Source organism: Pueribacillus theae (assembly GCF_003097615.1).
In the GTDB taxonomy this organism is placed as follows: domain Bacteria; phylum Bacillota; class Bacilli; order Bacillales; family UBA6769; genus Pueribacillus; species Pueribacillus theae.
Window position 1 is genome coordinate 56,428 of the sequence record NZ_QCZG01000017.1, and the last position, 17,701, is coordinate 74,128.

The following is a 17,701-nucleotide window of genomic DNA, read 5'->3' on the forward strand; positions in this document are numbered from 1 at the left end:
TAATTTAATTAATTTCTATTGTCTTCGGTTTTTACATTCCCGGCATTGCCTTCAATCTCAGGTTCGTTTGCGCTGCTCGTTTTTCCAATCCCGTACCGTATAATTTGATACGTAATGACACCACAAGTAAAAGCTAAGGCAGTAAATGCGAAGTAACTAAAGAAAATAAAAAGTTCCCTCATCATTACCTCCTCCTTTTAAGCAATATTTTCGTTCTTAAGCTTGGAAAAATCAAAATTGTCAGGTTTAATCAGTGAAATAACAACAGTTAACACTAATGAAGTTAAAATACAAATTAAATATGCAATCCATTGCGGAATAATATTCGTCAATAAAAAGATCGAAACCAATATGACTGAAGTGCTAATCGCAATAACAACAGCTGCTGCACTCGTCTTTTTCCACCAAAGTCCCAACACGATAGGAAAAAATGGGGCTCCTACAAATGCGCCTACTGTTAATGTTGCTGTAAGCAGAGATACCTTCTGAAGTAAGATTGTAGCAATCGTAACGAGAATCGCTATGACAATCGATGAAATTCGAATAAATTTTAATGATTGTTCTTTCGTTGCCTTTTTATTGAAATATTCCTCATAAACATCACTTGTAACTAGTGAACTCATACCACCTAAGTAAGCAGAACCTGTTGAGTATATCGCAAAAAGAACGGCAATGGCTAAGAAAACAGTAAACGGCGTTGTTAGGACATCCGCAATCACTCTTGGAAATACATCTGTAGCAAATTCTAAATTAAGCCCAATTGCTAACCCTACAAATCCAACAAGAGAGCTGACCATAGCAAGAGGCGCCCAGCTCCAGCCTCCCCAAATCATTGCTTTCTTTACCCCGCCTTCCTCCACTGCAAAAGCCCTTTGCCAAGCATAGTTGGAAAGTGTGGCAATCGCACCAAACGAAAAGAATTGTACTAAAAAGTAGCCTGTAATTGCATCCATCCTAAAGAGGTCTAGTTTCTCCGGCTGGCTGCTTAAGTTAGCCATCGCCATATCATAAATTTCCCCTGGCCCACCGAGTTGGAAAAACACAATTGGAACAATACCAAGTAAAATGATAACGACTATAAAATACTGAATAAAGCTCGTTACAAGAGAGGACCACAAGCCTGCAATTAAATAAAAGCCTAAAAAGATTGCCGCTAAAACAATGGAAATCATTGTATAGCTGACGTCAAACATGCTGCTGAAAAACGCAGCTCCTCCTATAATTTGGAGCATCGTAAAGAGAGCCATAATCCACAAAGCGATTAACGTAAAAATAATATGGCCTGCTTTTCCAAATCTCATCTTTGCAAAGGAACCGATTGTCACTCCGTTTGGCGTCAATTTTCTAACTCGAGCCGCAATAAAAGCAAAGATCGTAAAGCTTATTGGCGTGGGCAGCCAGTACATCCATAATCCGGATACCCCCCATGTGTAAGCTCCTTCAGCTGAAGCCAACAGCGAACCTGCCCACAATTCAGTAGCAGCAACAGAGGCGGCAATCAATCCCCATTTTACCCCACGGCTTGCAACCATAAATGTTTCGGCATCATTTACTTTCGATCGTTTATAAATCCACCAAGAACTTCCAAACATTAATAATCCGCTAACAATAATAATCCACCAAGCCCAAGAGGCCGGAAATAACTCCATGTACTTCATCCTTCCTTTTTCTATTTTTTATTAGATTTTATAGCATGACGTCCCCCATGTTTGGTCCTAAAGTTTGTCCAGTGTAAAGGTTTCCATCTGGATCAGAAGCTAAGAATACGGCACTTGGAGCAACTTCTTCCGGCTTGCCAAATCTCGATATAACAAGCTCCTTCTGTTTTTGTTGTTTCCAGTTTTCATCTAATCCTTTGATTAAATCTGTTTCGATCGTACCAGGTGCAATACAGTTAACAGTAATTCCAAATTCGCCTACTTCTCTTGCTAATGATTTAGTCATACCAATAATTCCTGCTTTGGCAGCACAATAGTGAGTCAATTCCACGCCGCCTATTTGAGCTAATTGGGAAGCAATACTAATGATTCTCCCATTTCTTTTTTCGATCATGTGCGGCAAAACAAACCTCGTACATAAAAACGTCCCTCTTAAATTGATGTTAATCATTTGATCCCAAACGTTTATGTCCATTTTTTCCATTGGAACCTGCGTAAGAATGCCTGCGGCGTTTACTAAAATATCAATCGAACCAAGTTCTTCAATCGTTTTATCCACCATCTTCTGAACTTGACTTTCATCGCTAATATTCGCTTCGACTAAGAATGTTTTCACACCGTATTCTTTGTCAATTAACTCCTTTAACTGTTGCGCGTCTTCTTTACGGTCAAAATAGTTAAGCGCCAAATCTGCGCCTTCTTTTGCATAAGCTAAAGCAATTGCTCTTCCAATCCCACTTGCTGATCCCGTAACCAATGCTTTCTTGTTTTTAAGTTTCATAACCGTAATTCGTCCTCCTATTTAAGATTTAAAAAAATTAATGTCAATTGGATGATGTTCAAATACTTTACCTAGTTAAAATGCCCAAAAACCAATTTTTTATTTAAGTCTCTAAGGTAAGGAATTTCTCTCCTTTGCTTAGCCACCTCCTTCAAATCAATATCAGCTAAAATAACTTCATTATCTTCTCCTGCTTCCGACAGAATCTCACCTTTTGGGTTTGTAATTCGGCTGCGCCCTGCAAACGTTGTTTCACCTTTTTCTGTTCCGACACGGTTAGAGGCAATTAAAAAACAACCATTTTCAAGTGCTCTTGAGCGCGTCGCCAAGTCCCATGCATAGAATCTCGCCTTCCCAAAGGCAGATGGATAAACAAGAATATCTGCACCTTTTAAAGCTAATATTCTTGCCCCCTCAGGGAAACCGATTTCATAACAGATTTGCATACCGACTTTTCCCCACCCAAGATCTACAACTGGAAAATCATCACCTATAGCAAATCTTACTTTTTCTTGATCCCATAGGCTTGTTTTCCTGTATTTCCCTTTGATTCCTTCGTGGGTGACTAACAAACTTGTATCGTATACAATCCCCCGACTTTCACCTTGTTCTAAAATGCAGCCTACCAAAACGATGTTAAATTCCTTTGCCGTTTCAACCATCCAATCCGTTGTTGTCCCAGGAATCGCTTCAGCTAACTCTACATCATCATCCTCTACCCGATAGGCAGTATTAAATAGTTCAGGAACGACAATAAATTGTGCCCCTTGTCTAACGGCTTTTTTAATGAGAGCATAAGCTCTTTCAAGGTTTTTCTGCTTATTACCGAGTAAACAATCCATTTGAACTGCTGCGACACGAATAAAACTTTGATCCATGAACGATACTCCTCCTTTCTTGATGCCGGTAACAGAAACAGTACATTGCAACATTCATGCCAAAAATTAAAACTAGGTTTAAGTGTGGTCTTTCCATTAAAAGAAAAATTGATGGGGCATTCACCTATGCAAATCTGCATATCTCTTTTTTTAAAGAAAACTTGCCAACTGGCAAGCCTTTAGGGCGCAGACAAAGGCTTAGTTGCCCTTATACTGTGAACCGACAAAGACTTAAATAACTACGAAAGTTATGCTTTCTTACAGTAGAACAAAGAAAAAGCCTTCCACAAGGGAAGACCTATTAAGACGTTTCTTTATTCATTTTTTGAAGCTTTCGACTAATCGTAGACTGGTTTACCTTCAATACATTTGCGATTGATGTTGTTGATTGATAACGTTTTTTGGCTAATGAAAGTAATTGTTTTTCAGCTAAATCTAAGCACTCTTTTAATGGCAAAATGTCATGCACCTCTACCTTTTGTTTATGACTGGTTTGAGGTGTATCAATCATTTCCGATAAATATCTCGTGGAAATTTCAGTTTCATCAGATATCACAATCAGTCGTTCAACAATGTTTTGCAGTTCTCTGACATTTCCAGGCCAATCGTATTGTTGCAATGAATCTAAAGCCTTTGGTGACAATGTCTTTGTTTTATCATATTTTTGATTATAATACTCGATGAAATGCATGAGCAGCGGCAAAATATCCTGGCGCCTTTCCCTTAGTGGACGGATATGAATTGGCACGACATTTAGACGATAATATAAATCTTCGCGAAAACGGCCATTTTTTATTTCTTTATTTAAATCACGGTTTGTCGCGGCTATAATTCGAATATTGACTTTAATCGTTTTTGTACTTCCGACGCGCATAATTTCATTTTCTTGTAAAACTCTTAACAATTTAACCTGTAGAGAAAAAGGCATTTCGGCAATCTCGTCTAAAAATAGCGTACCTTCATTAGCAAGTTCAAATAGACCCATCTTTCCTTCTTTCTTTGCACCAGTAAAAGCACCCTTGTCATATCCAAATAGCTCAGATTCGAGCAAGCTTTCTGGAATTGCCCCACAATTAATCTTGATAAAAGGCTTTTCCTTTCTTGCGCTCATTTCATGAATAAAGTTGGCGACAACTTCTTTTCCAACTCCGGATTCTCCTAAAATTAAAACGGTTGAATCTACAGATGCAACGCGTTGGGCAAGATCAATTGCTTTTTTCATTTCTTCACTTTTGTAAATGATTTGATGTTCTGCTTTTTTCTTTTCCCGTAAAGCCATTAACTCTTGCTTGTATCCTTCTGAGAGTCTCCTCAATTCCGCTAACTCAGCCTGTAATTGACTAACCTCGGTTATATCCCGTGAGGCATTAACAACACGAATCACATTTCCTTCATTATCTTTAATTGGTGTGCCGACCACCATTAACCTTTTCCCTGTTTTTGTTGTTTGGATTGTGGATACCTTCTCCTTACGTTCAAGCACTAGCCTTGTAATTGACGGGCTATATATTCCTTCTTTTTCTAAGTCAGAAACATTTTTGCCAACAAGCTCATCTGCATCTTTGCCCCATAAACGTTTACACGCTGAGCTAACTCTGAGCGTTCTGCCTTTATTGTCGGCTACATAAATCACATCATATGAAGAGTCAAAAATGGCTTTTAAATCCATACTTAATTCTTTATAGGTGTCCAATTGGTTATCGTACGATTCGCTATGCTCTCGTACGATATACTTATTATCTAAATTATTTGTTTTCTTTTTTTGAGACAATCGAATCATCCTCTCCATTTTCAAGCAAGAAACTTGAAATAGCCCACTGAATTTTTTACAATTTTAACACGGGCAAACATTTGATACAATTTAAATCTTATTCCGATTTGCATACATATTATGCATTTGTGCATGCCCTGCTAAGAAATCTTCTTATAAAGCGAGACTTCCATCAGTAGGGGTCTTACGGACGGTTGCACCGGGATAAACCAATTCATTTTGGATAAAATAATTTAACCAAGTCATAACAAGACGGCCTTTTAGAATTTGGCATATTTCTTGCATTTATAATTTTGGTGAAAAAAGTAAAAAGGAGAGAGTTCAATGGCTAAAAAAGAAATTTTTGTAGCTTACGGCGTTGATGTCGATGCTGTTGCCGGTTGGTTAGGTTCTTACGGTGGAGAAGATTCTCCGGACGATATTTCAAGAGGTTTATTTGCTGGTGAGGTTGGTGCACCTCGTTTATTAAAACTATTTGAAAAGTACAATTTAAAAACAACTTGGTTTATTCCTGGACATTCGATCGAAACGTTTCCTGAACAAATGAAAGCGGTTGTTGACGCCGGCCATGAAGTCGGTGCACATGGTTATTCTCACGAGAATCCAATTGCGATGACTCCTCAACAAGAGGAAGACGTTCTTCTCAAATCAATAGAACTACTTGAAAAATTATCAGGCAAACGACCAACAGGTTATGTTGCCCCTTGGTGGGAATTCTCAAACGTAACAAACGAATTGCTTCATAAGCATGGAATTAAATATGATCATAGCTTAATGCACGATGACTTTACACCATATTATGTAAGGGTAGGCGACAGCTGGACAAAAATTGACTACTCAAAAACAGCAAAAGATTGGATGAAGCCACTCGTTCGAGGAGAAAAAACAAGTTTGATTGAAATCCCAGCCAACTGGTATTTGGACGATCTCCCTCCGATGATGTTTATTAAAGGGTCGCCAAACAGCCATGGGTTTGTAAACCCCCGCGACATTGAACAAATGTGGATTGACCAGTTTGATTGGGTATACGAAAATATGGATTATGCAGTATTTACAATGACGATTCATCCTGATGTCAGCGGCAGGCCGCAAGTGCTAAAAATGCATGAGCGCATCATTGAACATATTAACTCCCATGAAGGTGTAAAGTGGGCAACTTTTGATGAAATTGCAGACGATTTTGCAAAAAGAAACCCATTTGAAAAGTAGAAAAAAAACAGCCGCTTCTTACGGAGCGGTTGTCACTTTTTTTAATGATACGAGGAGGACTAGTATGTGTGTGCTTTGTGGAGAGTTTATTATGCAAGTTCATTGGACAGATCAAACTTCTGACGATTCAGATACCGTACGCGTTGGAGAGAAACAAAGAGACAGGCAACGGACAAGAATCGAACGTGTGAACTTATGCAACCAAATATTTAACCACTATGGCCTTAAATTAGAAGATTGGCAAGGCAGCAAATATATTCTTAGAGATCGGAAAGGTACATCGAAAGTTGTACATGACTTGGGAAGTCTTTGGGCAACAGCTGAAAACATGCTCAAACGCCCCATCGATCCTCTCGATCCGCAATTGCTTGAAAAATTAAGTACGGTTAGCTAAAGGATGAATGAACATGAGCCGGGAAAATAAAAAACCAATTACAATTGTTACCGGATGCTTAGGAAGCGGCAAAACAACACTATTGCAAAACATTTTAAAAGCTCCTGAGCTTTCGGAAAGTACTGGCGTAATCGTGAACGAATTTGGAAAAGTGGGGCTCGATCACCATTTGCTTCGAAAAGCCGATGAAAAAACGATTTTATTAAGCGGTGGCTGTATTTGCTGCAACTCAAGGGAAGACCTTGAACAAGAACTGAAATCTCTCCTATATATGGACGAGAAAGATCATAAGCAAAAATTGAATCGTGTCATCATCGAGACGACAGGGCTGGCTGATCCCGCACCGATTCTATTCACGATCGCTACAAACCCAATTCTTCAACATCATTTCTATATTGATTGTGTCATTACAACAGTAGATGCTGAAAACGGTCTACTCCAAATAAAAAATAGTCCAGAACTGATTAAACAAGTAACAGTTGCAGACAAGATTGTGCTCACAAAAACCGACATTGCGAAGGCTGGACAATTAAACGAATTAAAAAATAGATTGAAGGAATTTAATCCTTCTGCAGAATTTATTGAAGTGATACATGGTAACGCAAATCCGAAAATTATCGAAGGCAACACATCAACTGATTATCTTGATCATATAAAAAATGTAAACAAACCTATCGTTTCTGACAATAATAGCAACATTCAATCCATTTCATTTACCTTCAGCAACCCTTTGAACTGGACGGCCTTTGGGCTATGGTTAAGCATGTTGCTGCATGCTAATGGCGAAAACGTATTACGGGTAAAAGGCTTGCTAGATGTCGGTGAGAAGGGACCAATTGTCTTGAACGGTGTGCAGCATATTATTCATCCACCTGACCATTTAAAAGAATGGCCGGATGAAGAACGATTATCCCATTTGATTTTTATATTACGCTCCATTGAACCAGATGCTGTCTCAACCTCTTTAAAAACGTTTCAGCGTTTTTTAGGGACAGAAGCAGAACTTCTAGAAGTCAACTCTTCTTTATAGCAAACGGATCAACAATGAATGGCCCCCAATTGTTAGATATACCTAGCAATTGGGGGCCATTTATATATAATCTTTTTCAATGGTTCTAGGTAGATTGCTCATAAGCATAGCCAAATTGATAAGCTTCGCTTCCTCCCTATGTTTTCCAATCAACTGGAATCCTATCGGTAGACCGCTTTTTGAAAATCCACAAGGAACAGACAGTCCCGGATTTCCTGTATAGTCTGTCGGGGAAGTGAGCCGAAGCAATGCATGCCGAACGTGTTCATGATAACCGCCGATGTTGACCTCCCTTTGATTAATATCCGTTGGCAAAATCGGAATCGTCGGCGTTAACAAAACATCGACTTCATTGAAAACGTTATTATACATATTGATTAGTTTTTGCCTTTTTTGCTGGGCTATCACGTATTCATAGCCCCTTACTTCCTTGCTTGCCAACAACCTTTCGTACACTTCAGGATCATAATCTTGCCCGCGTTCTTCGATATTTCTTTCATGCACGGCATAAGCTTCCGCTTGGATCGTAACAGCCTGCGATGTGACAACGCCTTCGATTCCTTGAAGCTCTACCTCCCTAATCTCTACTCCAAGGCCTTCAAAAACATTGATTGCTCTGTCCACAGCTTCCGCTACTTCTTTCTCGATATTTTGAAAATAAAACGAAGGAAGCCCAATTACTTTGCCAGCAATATTTTCCTCAAGCAGGCGGGTATAGTCCTCCTTTTGGCTTTGAATCGAATAAGGATCACGTTCATCATATCCAGCCAATAATGTTAACAGCACGGCATTCTCTTTCACCGTTTTCGTCATGGGACCAGGATGATCAAGTGTATAAGCAAGGGGATAAATGCCATATTTGCTAATTAATCCGAAGGTCGGCTTCATCCCAACTACACCGCAAGCAGAAGAAGGAATTCGCACAGAGCCGCCTGTATCGGTTCCTAAAGCAGCACAAACCATATTCGCAGCAACAGCCGCAGCAGAACCACTGCTAGATCCCCCGGTTATTTTTTCAGGATCATACGGATTTCGGCAAGGGCCAAAGTAGGAACGATCCCCAATTGGGCCATAGGCAAATTCGTGAGTGTTCGCTTTTCCAATGATAATCGCTCCAGCCTCTTTTAACTTTTGGACGACAGTCGCATCATAATCGGGAACAAAATCTTCATAAAGCTTAGACCCCATCGTAGTGCGGATGCCTTTCGTATAAATGAGATCCTTTATTGCGACAGGAATGCCGTGAAGCGGTCCTCTCACTTTGCCTTTTGTGATTTCTTCTTCCGCAACCAAAGCCGCCGCTAACGCTTCTTCTTCACATATTGTAATGAAAGCATTGTAAATCGGGTTTTCTTTTTTGATCGTATGTAACGCATTTTGTACGACTTCGACGGGTGATATTTTCTTTTGACGTATCGATTTGGCTAACATTAAAAAGTCCAATCAACATCTCTCCTCCAGAACAAAGTGATCCTTTGTGATTATAGTATACGAATTCTATAGAAGATCAAAGAAACTTAGCTCATATGACTTCATAATTAAGTGCCAACATGGGTGGCTCAGCAAGACTAGGGAACAACTTTAAAGGGAAAAGGATTAAAATAGGCCTTTATGATAAAAACTAGCGATGGAGATTATTTTTTCTGCTTTAACTCTTAGAAGGTGAGGAAAAGTTATGAATGAAACACTTCTTGACGTCGTCATCATTGGGGGTGGCCCTGGTGGTTTAAGCGCTGCCCTAGTTTTAGGACGTTCCCGCCGGAACGTAACTGTCATTGACGCTGATCATCCACGCAATGCTGTCGTCAATGAAACACATGGCTTTCTTTCAAGAGACGGAATCAATCCTAAAGAATTAAAAAACAGGAGCATGCTTGATCTTGAGAAATACGATAACACGACGATGATAAAGGACGAAGTGGTAGGTTTAAAAAAACAAAACAACACATTTATCGTTACGACAAAAACAGGCGCTGTTTTTTATAGCAAAAAAGTGGTTGTTGCTACCGGTGTCGTCGATGATTTACCGGACATACAAGGGTTGCGCGAGGTATACGGAACTTCTGTTTTTCATTGCCCTTATTGCGATGGATGGGAACGAAAAGACGAGCCGTTAGCTGTGTTCGGAAGTGGTGAAAAGCTGGAAGATTTCACAAAGTTAATTTACAACATAAGCAAAGAGATGATAGTTTTTACAAATGGAGCGGAAGAAAATAATAACGAATTAAAGCAAGCGCTTAAAAGACGCAGCATTCCTATCGTAGAAACTCCCATCAAACAACTTCAATCACGAGACGGCCAATTGGAAGCCATTGTAACAATTGATGGGCGAACTTTCCATCGAACAGGCGGATTTCTGGCGGAAACCGGGGAAAAACAAGCATTCTGTATTCCGGAAAATTTAGGTGTCACCTTGAATAAATGGGGCGGCTACGAAACAGGAGATCATGGGCTTACAAATGTTGAAGGGCTGTACGTCATCGGCGACGCCAAAAACATGTTTACCGGCTTAATCGGTTCAGCTGCCGAAGGATATGAAGTTGGCGTTGCTATCAACCATGAATTGGCCATGGAAGATTGGGCTTCTATGTAGTAAGAAAAACACTGGCGTGTTTTTCTTGGGTGAGAGGTGATTGGTATAAATTGGCGAATTGCCAATTTATACTTATCTTTAAAAGGAATAAGCATAAGAGAAAGCCGGGTTTGCCCGTTCTTTCTTTTTATGCTTTTTTCGTTCAATCCTATCCAAAATTACCTGATACATAATCTTTTGTTTTCTTATCTTTCGGGCTTGTGAACAGTTGAATCGTTTCGCCAAATTCGATCAACTCACCCATATAAAAGAAAGCGGTGTAATCCGATATCCGGGCTGCTTGCTGCATATTATGAGTAACAATAATGAGCGTATAATCTTCTTTTAACTCACCCACCAACTCCTCCATTTTTCTTGTTGAAATCGGGTCAAGCGCTGATGTAGGTTCATCTAACAGCAAAACATCCGGAGAAAGCGCCAAGGCCCTTGCGATGCATAACCGCTGCTGCTGGCCGCCTGACAATGCGAGGGCAGAGTGATGCAAACGGTCTTTGACTTCATCCCACAATGCGGCTTTTTTCAAGCTCGTTTCGACAATTTCTAAAAGCTCCCCCTTCTTCTTAATCCCATGAAGCTTCGGACCGTAGGCCACATTGTCAAAAATAGATTTAGGAAAAGGATTTGCCCGCTGAAAAACCATCCCAATATTTTTTCGAACATCGTACACATTCGTTTTTGGATGATTAATATCATAGCCTTTGTATAGAATTTCTCCTTTTACTTTGCAACCATCAATCGTATCATTCATGCGATTTAAACTGCGCAAATAGGTAGACTTTCCGCAACCGGAAGGACCGATTAGCGCCGTTACACGATTTTTGTAAAATGGAAGCGAAATATTTTTTATGGCTTGGCTGTCTCCATAATAAACATTTAAATTTTTCGTTTCTAGCGCGGCTTCCTCAAGAATAGAACTTTGTCCCAACCTATCACGGACCGAAGTTTCTGTTTTTTCAATCGTAGCCATATTTATAAATAGCCTCCTTTTAAGATGATGTCATCCGTTTGTAAATGAGATGCCCGACCCAACGGGCCCCAAGATTAAATACTAAAATCACTAAAACAAGTAACAATGCCGCACCATCCGATACATCACGCACATCCGGCATTAAACCCTCACCATTAATTTTCCATATGTGCACAGCCAATGTTTCCGCCGGCCTTAATGGATTTAACGGTGAAGACGGACTGAAGGGATTCCAGTTTGTAAAATCAAGGGTTGGCGAACTCATCCCTGCTGTATAGATTAATGCCGCTGCTTCTCCGAACACTCGCCCTGCCGCAAGGATAACTCCTGTAATAATCCCCGGCAGTGCGGCTGGCAGCATAATCGTTGCCACTACCTCCCAACGCGACACACCCAAAGCCAATCCCGCTTCTTTTTGAGATTGGGGAACACTGCGCAACGAATCCTCAACAACACGCACCATTAACGGAAGGTTAAAAATTGTTAAAGCAAATGCGCCTGAAAGAATCGAAAATCCCCAGCCCATATAGATGACAAAGAACAAAAAGCCGAACAAACCAACAACGATCGAAGGCAAGGATGAAAGTGTTTCAATCATCGTGCGAAGAAAGTTTGTGAATCGATTCTTTTTTGCATATTCAGCCATGTAAATCCCCGCGCCCAACGAAAGCGGAATGCTAATGAGCATCGTAAGAACCAAAAGGTAAAACGAATTAAATAATTGTGGGCCAATTCCTCCGCCTTCTTTAAAAACTTGCGGTGAGGACGTGATAAAATCCCAACTTAGCTTCGGAAGGCCATTATAGAGTAAATATCCTAAAAGACCAGTCAAAAGGATTGCAATCATGACAGCAATCATGTAGAAAACAATCGTTGCGATGCGATCTGCCAATTTTGCATTCATCTGTAAATCCTCCTGCGTTCCAATCGCCTAATAATTAGTATGAAAAACAAAGACATGCCGAGCAACACGAAGGCAAGGGTCCAAAGTGCATTATTTTCGACTTGCCCCATGACGGTATAGCCCATTCCCATTGTTAAAATGCTCGTAAGTGTAGAAGCCGGCTCAAAGAGCGATTGCGGAATCACCGTTGAATTCCCAATGACCATCTGTACGGCTAATGCTTCCCCAAACGCACGCGCCATTCCAAATACGATTGCAGTGAAAAGACCGGGAAGAGCTGTCGTCAGCAAAACGCGGGAAATCGTCTGCCAGCGAGTTCCTCCAAGCGCCAATGAAGCTTCACGAAGCTGTAAAGGGACAGAACGAATCGCATCAACCGATAAACTAGTAATCGTAGGCAAAATCATAATCGAAAGAACAATGGTACCAGCGGCTATTCCAAATCCGCTTCCAGAAACATGGTCACGCAAAAAAGGAACAACCACACTAAGACCAATAAACCCATATACGACAGAAGGGATGCCTACAAGCAATTCAACCATTGGCTGGAGAAATTTTTTTCCAATGTGAGGCGAAATTTCTGTCATGAATATTGCCACACCTATTGCTATCGGTGCTGACACAAGCGCAGCCAAAACCGTCACGGTGAAGGAACCAATGATAAGAGGCAACGCCCCAACGAAAGGTTTGCCAAACTCATCAAGCTTACTAGGTTCCCAATGAAGCCCGGTCAAAAATTGGACAACACTGGCTTTGTTCACGAAAAATGTAGATAATCCTTTTGATGCAACGAATAGTAAAATGGAAATACCAATTACAGCCATCAAGCTGACGCTTATGAAGGTAATCGTCCTTCCCCAACGTTCTTTCCAACGCTTTGTATTTGAAGCCCAAATCTTAGCTGACTCTTTGTCTGACAATCGCCTTTCTCCTTTCATTTAGAAAAATTCAGGGCATAAGCCCTGAATGAAACCTATTTTTGCGTAACGTTTCCTTTCGCATCCCGTTCTACCTTCATACCTGTGATTGGCAAATAACCTAGTTCTGTTACAATACTATTTTGCACGTCATCCGATACCATGTAATCGAGAAATGCCTTCGTCAATCCTTCTGGTTTCCCATTCGTATACATATGTTGATAAGCCCAGACTTCCCAATCATTCGTTTCCACACTTGCTTGGTTCGGTTCCTTCCCGTCAATGAACAGAGGTTGAATCGACTCATCAAAATACGAGAATGCGAGATAGCTAATCGCACCGGGTGTTTCACTTACAATTTGACGCACAGTGCCGGAAGAGTCTTGTTCTTGCGTTGCTACCGGTGTAGCCCCATCAAGTGCTAATTGTTCAAACGTGGCTCTTGTGCCTGATCCTTCCGCACGGTTAATCACGGCAATTTCTTGATCCGCTCCACCGAGTTCTTTCCAGTTTTTAATTTTTCCTTTAAAAATATCAATGAGCTGTTGCTTGCTCACATCTTTAACTCCAACTTCCGGATGAACGACAGGCGCGATTCCGACAACTGCAACTTTATGGTCGACTAGCTGACTTGCATCAATTCCTTGTTTTTCTTCAGCAAAAATGTCTGAATTCCCGATATCAACAGCGCCCTCGCTGATTTTACTTAAACCAGTGCCGCTTCCTCCGCCTTGTACATTAATCGTTGTACCGGCATTTTCTCCCATAAACTGTTGTGCGGCCGCTTCAACTAAAGGTTGAAGCGCACTTGATCCAACCGCTGTAATTGAACCAGATATGCCTGAATCTTTTTCCTTGCTCTCTGTATCCTTATTATCTGCCTGACTGCTTTCACTTCCGCATGCTGCTAATGCCAATACGATAAGAAGTGAAAAAATAGCCAACAAACTTTTCTTCATAATGAAGTACCCCCTGAAATATATTTGTTTTCACTATCGGTCTTCATAGATAACGATAATACGAGACTTTTAAGGCAGTATGAAGGCATTGTAAAGATTGTGTAAAGGCAAGAAAAACTTTAAAACGTTTTTCTTGCCAGAAGTCAGAGATCAGGAAAAAATCGGCGAAATAGCCGATTTACTTACAAATAAAAAACCAGTGGAGTGATTCCACCGGTTGTTACTGTTCATGCATATCATCTTGTTTTTTCGGCAATGTAATTGTAAACGTTGTTCCTTTTCCTTCCACACTATCTACTTGAATTTGTCCTTTATGGGATTCAACTAAATGTTTTACAATCGCGAGTCCCAATCCGGTCCCGCCGGAATGCCGGGATCTTGCTTTATCCACCCGGTAGAAGCGTTCGAATATGCGGGGAATGTCTTTTTTGGGAATACCTATCCCTGTATCACGGACGATGAGATCGATTTCCTTTTCTTTTTCCAAAAGGTTAACTTCTATTTTTCCTCCCTTTGGTGTATAAACGATGCCATTCGAAACAAGATTCAGTATGATTTGCCTTACTCTATCTTTTTCACCTTCGACGTATACATTTTTCGCTTCAGGCAACGAAATAGAAATTTCTTTTTTTGTGATTTCTTCCTGCAGCGTTTCTACTGTTTCATTAATAAGTTTTGCCACATTGACCATCTCTAGCTGAAGAGGCAAAAGGTGATGTTCAATCTTCGACAAATGGAGAATATCACTAATGAGCCGATGAAGACGGTCACTTTCATCATAAATAATTTTTAGGAATGAACGGCATAGCTCTTCATCATACATCGCTCCATCTAATAACGTTTCCGCAAAACCTTTCACAGAGGTAATCGGTGTTTTCAGTTCATGTGAAACGTTGGCGACAAACTCACTTCTCATTTTTTCCAAACGGCGAATATCTGTAATATCATGAAGTACGATAATGACGCCTTTCATTTCTTTCTGTTCCCCTAAATACGGAGCAAGATGCGCATCAAGAATCCGTTCTTTCGGGCGGTAGACATGCAGTTCTTCATGGAGATGCTCGCCTTCTTTCATACAGCGCTCAATCCGTTCGCTTAATCCGAAATTTTCCCCGGTTTCTTCATAACATCTTCCGACCAGATTTTCTTGCTGTTGCTCAAGGAATTTCTCCATTGCTGGATTAACCAGCTGAATCTTGCCTGAATAATTCACAAGCATGACACCGCTGACCATATTCGATAAGATGCTTGTCAACTGCTGCTGATTCTCTTGTATTTCTTCCATTTGCCGCTGCAAACTTGACGCAAGTACATTAATCGCACTTGAAAGCTGGCCGATTTCACCTTTCGTTCTTACTTTTACCCGGCTGCTGTAATCTTTTTTTGATAACCTGCGGGCCGCTTTCATAATTTCTTCAATGGGCCGTGTAATCCCTTTAGCCAGACTCATGCTTACTAATCCTGATAAAACTAACGTGACTCCAAGAATGGAAAATAAACTAACCCAAAGTTTTTTCGTTGCTTTATCGATTGTTTCTAATGAAATGGCAGTACGAACGACACCTATTCGCTCGTTACCGTTATATAATGGTGTCGTCACATACATCATATTAAAACCTTGTGTTGCGCTGTAGCGAATGGATTCCCCCTGTGATTTTCCCTCTTGGATGACTTCTTTTACTTCTGGCCGATTGGCATGGTTTTTCATCGTTTCAGGATTGTTCTCCGAATCCGCCAAAACTTCTCCAGATTCATCAATGATTGTGACGCGTTGCCTAATAGGATTGGCGAATTGGCGAATTTTTTCTTGAAGCAAATCAGGCTGATCATATAAATGTGAAATATCAAAGACCTTCATGACAAGCTGTGCATTTTCCGTAAGCTGATTTCTCGTCATATCAAGAAAAGTGCTTTTCATAATATTTCCTACAAAAAAGCCGATTGCAATCAAAACGCAAACTAGCAAAAGAAGAAATGTAAGAGAGATTCTGAGCCACAACTTTTTCATATTTAAGGTCCTTCCATTTTGTATCCAAACCCTCTAATTGTTTTAATATATGTTGGCCGTTTTGTATCATCTTCAATTTTTTCTCTTAGATGGCTGACATGAACGTCCACAATTCTCGTATCACCATCATAATGGAAATCCCATACACCGTTTAATAATTGATCGCGGCTTAATACTTTTCCTCGGTGCGTTGATAAATAGAGCAGCAATTCAAATTCCTTTGGAGTCAGTTCCAACTTTTCACCGCGAAAAAGAACTTCATATTTATCTGGATAAATTTCCAATTCACCAATGTTTAGTGATTTTTCTTTTTCTGTTTCCTTCTCAGATTTCGTCCGCCTCAGTATAGCCTTCACTCGTGCAACCACTTCACGTGGACTGAACGGTTTTGTTAAATAATCATCAGCGCCCAGTTCGAGGCCGAGAATTTTATCAAGTTCATCGTCCCTTGCGGTTAGCATCAGAATTGGAATATTCACCTTTTCCTGCCGCAAAGTTTTACATATTTCCATTCCATCTATACTAGGAAGCATGAGGTCTAATACGATTAAATCAAGGTTCTCATGTAAGGCAAGCTGCAGGCCCAACTGTCCATCTTCAGCGGTTATTACAGAAAAACCTGCCTGCTCCAAATTAAATTTTAATAATGTGACAATTGAAGGTTCATCATCCACAACTAGAATCCTACTCACCATGCCTCTCCCCTTTCACAATTACATCTTACCATAAGAACTTTGAATTAGATTTGGCCATCTTCTTTAAGGTACGATTTCACAGCTGGCGGTTCATAATTGTAAAACTTATTGATTAATTTTGCCGGGCTTGAATCGACAAGCATGATGCCACGGTGCTTTTCCAGCAAAAATTGCTGTTCAGCCATATGGTTAAAAAATGCAATAAAAGGATCATAGAAATTGTCAATGTTTAAGAGACCCAACGGTTTTTGATGCAAACCGAGCTGAGCCCAAGTAAAAATTTCGACAAACTCTTCCAGTGTTCCCGGTCCTCCGGGCATTGCAATAAACCCATCTGCCAAATCCGCCATTTTCGCCTTACGTTCATGCATCGACTCAACGATCAACAATTCCGTTAAGCTTAGATGGGAGATTTCCCGTTCCTCAAGAAATTTCGGAATCACTCCGATGACATTTCCTCCCTCTTTTAGAACCGTATTTGCGATAACGCCCATCAGTCCGACACTTCCACCGCCGTATACGAGCGTAATATCACGTTTCACCAATTCTTTTCCAAGCAGAATCGCGCCATCTTTATATGCTTCTGACGCACCAACTCTAGAACCACAAAAAACCGTTATATGTTTCATTGAAAGTCTCCTTTACATCTTTATCTTCGGCTCCATGAAACGATGCTCTTGATAACCCCGACAGTACGATTTACGTCCCGAGAATAGGGTTTTCCTTAAGGTAAAATTCTGGCCACTAATGTCCTCAACAACATTTGTTACTTTCAAAGCCTTGTCTTTATAGTTTTTCTTGAACTACTCCATCTTATTTCTTACGAAATTTGAAGATGGAGATTCCTAAGACCACCTTCGTAACCGAAAGGTTTTGATTAGGCTATCCCCGCAGTTCCTGCGGTTAGAAGTCTTATGGCTTCATTTTTAAGATTCCT

Annotated in this window: 17 protein-coding genes; 4 read left to right on the forward strand and 13 right to left on the reverse strand. The window is 40.4% G+C overall.

Annotation, left to right across the window (positions count from 1 at the left end):
- Window positions 1-8: 8 nt before the first annotated feature.
- The 5 genes from DCC39_RS19100 to DCC39_RS09670 all read right to left on the reverse strand — a co-directional run bounded on the left by DCC39_RS19100 (window position 9) and on the right by DCC39_RS09670 (window position 5,088).
- The gene (locus DCC39_RS19100) at window positions 9-185 is read right to left on the reverse strand and encodes a hypothetical protein (RefSeq protein ID WP_165820827.1); all 177 of its coding nucleotides are present in this window, start codon (window positions 183-185) and stop codon (window positions 9-11) included.
- 12 nt (window positions 186-197) lie between these two features.
- Window positions 198-1,649 (reverse strand): sodium:solute symporter family protein, encoded by a 1,452-nt coding sequence (locus DCC39_RS09655; protein WP_165820828.1) that lies wholly within the window; start codon window positions 1,647-1,649, stop codon window positions 198-200.
- Between the two features lie 37 nt (window positions 1,650-1,686).
- Window positions 1,687-2,439: a 3-oxoacyl-ACP reductase family protein gene (locus DCC39_RS09660; protein ID WP_116554688.1), complete on the reverse strand. Its 753-nt coding sequence runs from the start codon at window positions 2,437-2,439 to the stop codon at window positions 1,687-1,689.
- Window positions 2,440-2,510: 71 nt separating this feature from the next.
- Complete coding sequence (locus DCC39_RS09665; protein ID WP_116554689.1) at window positions 2,511-3,317, reverse strand: carbon-nitrogen hydrolase family protein; 807 nt, start codon at window positions 3,315-3,317, stop codon at window positions 2,511-2,513.
- Window positions 3,318-3,618: 301 nt separating this feature from the next.
- Window positions 3,619-5,088, reverse strand: a complete 1,470-nt coding sequence (locus DCC39_RS09670; protein WP_240613594.1) for a sigma-54 interaction domain-containing protein — start codon at window positions 5,086-5,088, stop codon at window positions 3,619-3,621.
- Window positions 5,089-5,412: 324 nt separating this feature from the next.
- Here DCC39_RS09670 and DCC39_RS09675 point away from each other — a divergent pair, with 324 nt between their 5' ends.
- The 3 genes from DCC39_RS09675 (at window position 5,413) to DCC39_RS09685 (ending at window position 7,721) form a co-directional block, all read left to right on the forward strand.
- Window positions 5,413-6,297: a polysaccharide deacetylase family protein gene (locus DCC39_RS09675; protein ID WP_116554691.1), complete on the forward strand. Its 885-nt coding sequence runs from the start codon at window positions 5,413-5,415 to the stop codon at window positions 6,295-6,297.
- A gap of 64 nt (window positions 6,298-6,361) precedes the next feature.
- The gene (locus tag DCC39_RS09680; protein ID WP_116554692.1) at window positions 6,362-6,691 is read left to right on the forward strand and encodes a hypothetical protein; all 330 of its coding nucleotides are present in this window, start codon (window positions 6,362-6,364) and stop codon (window positions 6,689-6,691) included.
- 13 nt (window positions 6,692-6,704) lie between these two features.
- Window positions 6,705-7,721 carry a CobW family GTP-binding protein gene (locus DCC39_RS09685; protein ID WP_116554693.1) on the forward strand — a complete coding sequence of 339 codons (1,017 nt, stop codon included), beginning with the start codon at window positions 6,705-6,707 and terminating at the stop codon, window positions 7,719-7,721.
- A gap of 60 nt (window positions 7,722-7,781) precedes the next feature.
- Here DCC39_RS09685 and DCC39_RS09690 read toward each other — a convergent pair whose 3' ends face one another.
- Window positions 7,782-9,164 (reverse strand): amidase, encoded by a 1,383-nt coding sequence (locus DCC39_RS09690; RefSeq protein WP_240613595.1) that lies wholly within the window; start codon window positions 9,162-9,164, stop codon window positions 7,782-7,784.
- A 232-nt stretch (window positions 9,165-9,396) separates the two neighbouring features.
- Between DCC39_RS09690 and DCC39_RS09695 the strand changes: the two genes are divergently transcribed.
- Window positions 9,397-10,314 (forward strand): NAD(P)/FAD-dependent oxidoreductase, encoded by a 918-nt coding sequence (locus tag DCC39_RS09695; RefSeq protein ID WP_116554694.1) that lies wholly within the window; start codon window positions 9,397-9,399, stop codon window positions 10,312-10,314.
- 148 nt (window positions 10,315-10,462) lie between these two features.
- Here the strand turns inward: DCC39_RS09695 and pstB are convergent, their stop codons facing one another.
- From pstB to DCC39_RS09730, 7 genes are all read right to left on the reverse strand, one after another.
- Window positions 10,463-11,281 (reverse strand): phosphate ABC transporter ATP-binding protein PstB, encoded by an 819-nt coding sequence (gene pstB, locus DCC39_RS09700; protein ID WP_116554695.1) that lies wholly within the window; start codon window positions 11,279-11,281, stop codon window positions 10,463-10,465.
- Between the two features lie 19 nt (window positions 11,282-11,300).
- On the reverse strand, window positions 11,301-12,185 hold the full coding sequence (pstA, locus tag DCC39_RS09705) for a phosphate ABC transporter permease PstA (protein WP_116554696.1): 885 nt from the start codon (window positions 12,183-12,185) through the stop codon (window positions 11,301-11,303).
- Window positions 12,182-13,123 carry a phosphate ABC transporter permease subunit PstC gene (pstC, locus tag DCC39_RS09710; protein ID WP_116554697.1) on the reverse strand — a complete coding sequence of 314 codons (942 nt, stop codon included), beginning with the start codon at window positions 13,121-13,123 and terminating at the stop codon, window positions 12,182-12,184. The genes pstA and pstC overlap by 4 nt, the downstream gene beginning before the upstream one ends.
- A 35-nt stretch (window positions 13,124-13,158) precedes the next feature.
- On the reverse strand, window positions 13,159-14,061 hold the full coding sequence (locus DCC39_RS09715; RefSeq protein WP_116554698.1) for a phosphate ABC transporter substrate-binding protein PstS family protein: 903 nt from the start codon (window positions 14,059-14,061) through the stop codon (window positions 13,159-13,161).
- Between the two features lie 220 nt (window positions 14,062-14,281).
- Entirely contained in the window at window positions 14,282-16,069 is a 1,788-nt protein-coding gene (pnpS, locus tag DCC39_RS09720; RefSeq protein ID WP_116554699.1) for a two-component system histidine kinase PnpS, read from the reverse strand.
- A gap of 2 nt (window positions 16,070-16,071) precedes the next feature.
- Window positions 16,072-16,764 carry a response regulator transcription factor gene (locus tag DCC39_RS09725; protein WP_116554700.1) on the reverse strand — a complete coding sequence of 231 codons (693 nt, stop codon included), beginning with the start codon at window positions 16,762-16,764 and terminating at the stop codon, window positions 16,072-16,074.
- 44 nt (window positions 16,765-16,808) lie between these two features.
- Complete coding sequence (locus tag DCC39_RS09730; protein ID WP_116554701.1) at window positions 16,809-17,393, reverse strand: LOG family protein; 585 nt, start codon at window positions 17,391-17,393, stop codon at window positions 16,809-16,811.
- Window positions 17,394-17,701 lie beyond the last annotated feature (308 nt).